1 protein-coding gene is annotated in these 214 nt (G+C 44.4%); it reads left to right on the forward strand.

The window, feature by feature from the left end; genetic code table 11:
- Positions 1 to 17: 17 nt before the first annotated feature.
- Positions 18 to 214 (forward strand): DUF423 domain-containing protein (locus V6252_RS13445; protein ID WP_425355889.1); only part of this gene is annotated, 197 nt, incomplete at its 3' end.

Raw genomic sequence — 214 nt, forward strand, 5'->3', positions numbered from 1 at the left:
CGCTAGGACTACTACTTGTGGGTTTACTGATTAGTTTAAAATATATTACTCATACGACCGCTTGGTTACTACAAATTGGTATTATCATTTTTGCTGGTAGTTTGTATGCGATGACGCTTGGTGCACCGCGCTGGTTCGGTGCGATTACGACTATTGGCGGCGTTCTTATGATTGGAGGTTGGCTATGGTTGGCCGTTTCCGGCTTTCGATTGAA

This window comes from Psychrobacter proteolyticus (assembly GCF_038155145.1).
GTDB lineage: Bacteria > Pseudomonadota > Gammaproteobacteria > Pseudomonadales > Moraxellaceae > Psychrobacter > Psychrobacter proteolyticus_B.